Annotated in this window: 5 protein-coding genes; all 5 read right to left on the reverse strand. The window is 61.1% G+C overall.

Features of this window, described 5'->3' with window-relative positions:
• Positions 1 to 17: 17 nt before the first annotated feature.
• From V3W31_07705 to mraZ, 5 genes are read right to left on the reverse strand one after another with little or no spacing between them, the layout of a single operon-like run.
• Entirely contained in the window at positions 18 to 1535 is a 1518-nt protein-coding gene (locus V3W31_07705; GenBank protein ID MEE9614819.1) for a UDP-N-acetylmuramoyl-L-alanyl-D-glutamate--2,6-diaminopimelate ligase, read from the reverse strand.
• Positions 1536 to 1554: 19 nt separating this feature from the next.
• Positions 1555 to 3588: a penicillin-binding transpeptidase domain-containing protein gene (locus tag V3W31_07710; protein ID MEE9614820.1), complete on the reverse strand. Its 2034-nt coding sequence runs from the start codon at positions 3586 to 3588 to the stop codon at positions 1555 to 1557.
• Positions 3585 to 3953, reverse strand: a complete 369-nt coding sequence (locus tag V3W31_07715; protein ID MEE9614821.1) for a cell division protein FtsL — start codon at positions 3951 to 3953, stop codon at positions 3585 to 3587. Before V3W31_07715 ends, V3W31_07710 begins: the two co-directional genes overlap by 4 nt.
• Positions 3950 to 4933, reverse strand: a complete 984-nt coding sequence (gene rsmH, locus V3W31_07720) for a 16S rRNA (cytosine(1402)-N(4))-methyltransferase RsmH (protein MEE9614822.1) — start codon at positions 4931 to 4933, stop codon at positions 3950 to 3952. Before rsmH ends, V3W31_07715 begins: the two co-directional genes overlap by 4 nt.
• Before the next feature lie 20 nt (positions 4934 to 4953).
• Positions 4954 to 5388, reverse strand: a complete 435-nt coding sequence (mraZ, locus tag V3W31_07725; protein ID MEE9614823.1) for a division/cell wall cluster transcriptional repressor MraZ — start codon at positions 5386 to 5388, stop codon at positions 4954 to 4956.
• Positions 5389 to 5528 lie beyond the last annotated feature (140 nt).

Here is a 5528-nt window from a genome sequence, read left to right on the forward strand (position 1 = left end):
CCCTCCCCGCGTGAGCCTCAAGCGCAGCGCTCCTTTTTTAACGCCTCTCTCAATGCCTTGAGGTCGTCAAATGGGATCCTCTCCCCTTTGATAATCTGGTGGTTTTCGTGTCCCTTGCCGGCAACGAGTATCGTCTCACCGGGCTCGGCCGCCTCGACGGCCTCCCTTATGGCCTCGGCCCTGTCCTCTATGACGGTATAGACGCCGTCCTCCGGGGCCCCGCCGCCGTTCTCCTTCTCTATCCCCTCCTCTACCTCCTTCAATATCAGGGTGGGATCCTCGCCCCTGGGGTTATCCGAGGTTATGATGGTAAGGGCCGAGAGCCTGCCGGATATCTCCCCCATGAGGGCCCGCTTGCTCCTGTCCCGGTCGCCGCCGCAGCCGAAGACCGTTACGACCCCCCCCTGGGATATTTCCCTCAATGCAAGGAGCGTCCTCTCCAGCGCGTCCGGGGTATGGGCATAGTCCACGAACGCGGTCACCCCCTCCTTTACCTCGACCTTCTCAAGCCTTCCGGGAACGCTCTCAAGCATATTAACCCCCTTTTCTATCGCCTCCAGCGGGAGCTCCATTGCGCAGCCAGCTCCCACGGCGGCCATTATGTTCTGCAGGTTATGCTCGCCCACAAGCCGGGAAGACACCTTGAGCCTCCCGAGCGGCGTTACCACCGTCGCCTCTATACCTCCCCCGGACATGGAAACGTCCTCGGGGAATATATCCGCCCCCTTCCCCCCCTCCCCACCCTCTGGTGTCCCGTACTTAAGGGGATGGGCTACGTCCTTCAAGAGCCTCCTGCCCCACTCGTCGTCGATATTTATTACCGTCTTATGCGCGGCCTCTCCCCGGCCGGAATCGAATACGGCGTCCGTAAAGAGCCTCCTCTTGGCGTCGAAGTACTCCTCCATCGAGTGATGGTAGTCGAGGTGCTCGGCGCTCAGGTTGGTGAATATCTTTACTCCGAAGCCGCACCCCTCGACCCTTTTCTCCGAAAGCGCGTGCGAGGACACCTCCATGACGCAGTGGGTCGCACCGGAGTCGGCCATATCCTTCATGAGCTCCTGGAGCTCCGGGGCCGGCGGGGTCGTAAGCGGGGCGGGGAATATCGTCCCGCCGTAGCGGTAACTTATAGTGCCTATAACGCCCGGGGTAAAGCCGGCCTCCTTGAGTATCGACTCGAGGAGATAGGCGACGGTTGTCTTACCGTTGGTGCCGGTTATGCCTACGATCTCCATCCGGGCGGAGGGCTCGCCGCTGAAGAGGGCGGCAACCCTCCCGAGCGCGGCCTTTGCGTCCTCCACTATGACCTCCGGGACCTTTATCCCCGGCGAGGGGGCCTCGGCCAGCACGCAGGCCGCCCCCCTCTCGACGGCCTCCCCGACGAACTCAAGGCCGTCCACATGTTCGCCCTTAAGGGCGGCGAAGAGATATCCCTCCCCGACACACCTCGAATCCGAGGTTACGCCCTTTATTTCGACCTCCCCGTCGGAGGCCTTGTACCCCAGAGCTTCTGTGGAAAAAATGTCCTTTATCTTCATCGATATCCCCTCTAAAATCTCATTGCCTTATGAGCGTCGCCTCCCGGAACGGTCGTTTATACCGTTGCTCCGCCTCGGGCGGCTCGAACCATACGCGTATCGGGGCATCGATAGGGACGGCCTCACCCGCCAGCGGGCTCTGCCTTACGGCCCTTCCGCTTCCTATGACATCGATATTGAGTGAGCCTGCACGCGCCTCCCTTAAGACCGTCCGTATGGTGCCGCCGCCGAACTCCGGGACCCTGCCGGCCCGGACGGCCTCCGCGCTTACCTCCCGATATAGAGGCTTCTCCGGGGCCACGGCCTCGAACCTCTTCGGAGAGCCCGACCCCTCGGGGAACACCCCGAGGTAGGAAAGGGTTTCTGCGGCTATCTCCTTAAAGGCCGGTCCGGCCACCACCCCACCGTACATCTCCCATATCTCCCCGGCGGGCTCGTCGACCGTAACCAGTATTACGAGTTTCGGGTCCCGGGCGGGAACGAAGCCCAGGAACGAGGCCATGTACTTATCCTTCATGTACCCGCCTCTGGTCAGGTCCGGCTTCTGCGCGGTGCCGGTCTTGCCCGCCACCTCGAAGCCGTCTATAGCCGCGATCTCCCCTGTGCCCCCGGCCTCGGTCACGCCGACGAGCACGTCGGTCACCGTCTCGGCCGTGGCCCCGGAGATGACCCTCTTAACCACCACGGGGTTGGACTCCACCAGACTCGCCCCCTCGGCGGTCCTAACGGACCTGACTATGTAGGGCTTCATAAGGAGCCCTCCGTTGGCGACGGCGGCCATCGCCGTCGTAAGCTGCAGGGCCGAGACGGAGATGCCCTGTCCGAAAGATACGGTCGGCAGCGTCACCCCCGACCAGTTCCTGTAATGCCTGAAGGAGCCCCTCGCCTCGCCCGGGAGGTCGACCCCGGTCCTCGCGCCGAAGCCGAAGTTCTTTAGATGCCTGTAGAGCCGGGCCTTCCCGAGTTTCTCCCCGACCTTTACCGCCCCTATGTTGCTCGAACGCGTTATTACGTTCCTCAGAGACAGCCAGCCGTGCTTCTTGGTATCGTGGAAGGTCCTGTCGGCAACACGGTAGCTGCCGTTCTCGCAGTAGAAGATATCCCGGGGGCCGACCACGCCCTCCTCTATGACGGCGGCGAGCAGGAAGGCTTTAAGGGTACTGCCCGGCTCGAACGCGTCGGTAACGGCCCTGTTCCGCCACTGGCTGGGCTTAAAACCGCGGAAGTTATTGGGGTCGAACGTGGGAAGAGTGGCCATGGCCAGTATCTCGCCTGTTATGGGGTCCATCACCACGGCCGTCCCCCCCCTGGCCCCCGAGGCCTTTACCGCCTTACCGAGCGCCTTTTCCGTTATATACTGGATGGTCTTGTCTATCGTAAGCACCACGGCCGTGCCCTGGGCCGGCCGCTCTATGTCCTCGAAGAGAAGGGTATCTCCCCTGGCGTCCTTCTCCACGGTGACCTTTCTGGAGGCGGCCTTGAGGAACTTATCGTGGTAAAGCTCCACGCCCTCGAGCCCATCGGAGTCTATGCCCGCGAACCCCAGGAGGTTGGCGGCAAGACGGCGGTTGGGGTAGTACCTCCTCGTCTCCCTGGCCATGCCTATCCCGTCGAGCCCCCCTATGGCCTCGCGCTCCCCGGGGGCGAGGTCGACCTGCCTCTTTAGCCATACGAACTGCTTTTTGGAGTTGAGCCTTCTCAGGACCTCCCTCGGGCTCATGGAAAGCGGCCCTGCAAGCACGCTTGCGTGGGGTCCGGTCGAGCCGACATGCCGGGGCTGTGCGTAGATCGAATCCACGGTAAGGCTTACGGCGAGCTCCCTCATGTTCCTGTCGAATATGTCCCCCCTCCTGGACGGGACGGTAACGGTACCGTTGTGCTGGCTCTCCGCCCGCCTCTCGAGCGCCCCGCCGTCGACGACCTGGATCTGGAACGCCCTCAGGAATATCGCTCCGAAGAAAAAAATGACGGTGCAGAAGAGGAGGAATATACGAAACCTGAGCCAGGTATCGATCTTCCCTTTCTTCACCTTTTTTACCGATTTTCTCATCATTTAATGCGCACTATCTGCTCCGCGGACGGATGGATAAGCCCGAGTTCACCGGAGGCTATCCTCTCTATCCTGCCGGGCGAATGGAGTTCCATAAGCTCCACGCTCAAGCGCCTCTTCTTCTCCAGGAGGACCGACCTCTCGGCGTTCGCCCCGGATATCTCGTAGCCGAGGTGGACCACGGCCACCCTGCTCCAGAGGTAGACGAAGAGCACCAGGACCATTACAAGCACGGCCCCGAGGCAGAGGTAAAGGAAGTCCGTGGAGCTTACCTCGCTCCTGGTCCTTACCCGCTGGTACCTGAGAAGCCCGGCCAACCCGCTGCCGGTAAGTATCTGGCCCATCTCCCCTCCCCTGCTAAAACTCATATCTTCTCGGCCGCCCTGAACCTTGCGCTCCTGGCCCTCGGGTTCCGCTCGACCTCCGCGTCCGAGGGGAATACCACCCTTTTCGTAAGGAGCCTTAGCGAGGGTTCCTTCCCACATACGCATACAGGGACCTCGGGCGGACAAACGCAACCGCGCCAGAGATCCCTGAAACAATTCTTCACTATCCTGTCTTCAAGCGAATGAAAGGAGATAACCACCATTCTACCACCGCTCCCGAGCGCCTCTATCCCGTCCGTAAGTCCCGCCTTGAGACTCTCCAGCTCGTCGTTTACCGCTATCCTTAGGGCCTGAAAGACCCTGGTAGCGGGGTGTATCTTCCTTTTCGCTGCTCCTCCTCTTCCCCTGGCCCCCCTACCCCTCTTGCCCCCCTTGCCCCCGGCCCTCCAGGCCGCCCCGGCCACGATACCGGCGAGCTCATCGGTCGTCGTAATCGGCCCCTCGCCTCTCTTCTTCTCTATGGCCCTTGCTATCCTCCGGGCCGCCCTCTCCTCGCCGTAGTCCCGGAAGATGCGCTCGAGATCTTCGGCCGAAAGCCCGTTTACAAGGTCGTAAGCCGAAAGCTCCTGCCTGGTGTCCATCCTCATATCGAGCCTCGCGTCGTGCCGGAAGCTGAAACCCCTCTCGGGGCTCTCCAGTTGATAGGAGGAAACACCCAGATCCAGAACCATCCCGTCCACCGTCCCTATCCCGAGGTCGGCCAGGACCCGTTTTATCTCTCTAAAATCTTCCCTTACGAGGAGCGCCCTCTTACCGTAAGGCTCAAGCAGGGCCCCGGCCTCCTTGAGCGCGTCCCCGTCCCTGTCTATTCCGACCAGCCGCCCGTCGGGCCCCGTGGCCTCGAGTATCTCCCGGGCATGCCCGCCGCCGCCGAGCGTCCCGTCGACGTAGGTGCCGCCGGGGCGGCAGTCGAGGTATTCGAGCACCTCGCGCGTCATAACCGGAGTATGCTCCCGGTCCATGACCGCCCGAGCCCCCCGCCTCAGAGCCCGAGACGCTCGAGCATGTTCCCTATGTCATCGTGGGACGCCGCGGCCTCGGCCACGTCCCACTTCTGCTTACTCCATATCTCGAACTGCTTGAACGCGCCGACTATCACGACGTCCTTCTCGAGCTTGGCGTAATCCCTCAAGCTCTGGGGTATAATGACACGGCCGAGCTTGTCGATGGTACAGTCCGCGGCACTCGAATAGAAAAACCTCAGAAAGGTTCGGGTGTCTTTCTTGAACTCGGGCAGACCGGCGACCCTCTCTTCGAGTATCCGCCACTCCGCGTAGGGGTAGGTGATCAAACAACCGTCATAGGTGGTGACAACGAGACGCGAATCGTACCTCTCGGAAAGCGTCTCCCGGAAGAGCGATGGGATGCTCAATCTTCCCTTGGAATCAATGGTATGTTCGAATCTGCCTCTGAACATAGTATTCACCCGGTATCCGCCTGTGGAGACACCACTCCTGACTACTTCATACCACTTTATACCACTCTATACCACTTCTCGCTAACTATATGACTGAAAGGACCGTTTGTCAAGGAAAATATAGTGGAAATCCGCCCACC

The sequence above is a fragment of the Thermodesulfobacteriota bacterium genome (assembly GCA_036482575.1).
In the GTDB taxonomy this organism is placed as follows: domain Bacteria; phylum Desulfobacterota; class GWC2-55-46; order GWC2-55-46; family JAUVFY01; genus JAZGJJ01.

Bases quoted from the DNA above. Each gene is read 5' to 3' on its own strand.
- V3W31_07705 (MEE9614819.1), bottom strand. From the start codon at position 1,535: ATGAAGATAAAGGACATTTTTTCCACAGAAGCTCTGGGGTACAAGGCC.
- V3W31_07710 (MEE9614820.1), bottom strand. From the start codon at position 3,588: ATGATGAGAAAATCGGTAAAAAAGGTGAAGAAAGGGAAGATCGATACC.
- mraZ (MEE9614823.1), bottom strand. From the start codon at position 5,388: ATGTTCAGAGGCAGATTCGAACATACCATTGATTCCAAGGGAAGATTG.
- V3W31_07715 (MEE9614821.1), bottom strand. From the start codon at position 3,953: ATGAGTTTTAGCAGGGGAGGGGAGATGGGCCAGATACTTACCGGCAGC.
- rsmH (MEE9614822.1), bottom strand. From the start codon at position 4,933: ATGGACCGGGAGCATACTCCGGTTATGACGCGCGAGGTGCTCGAATAC.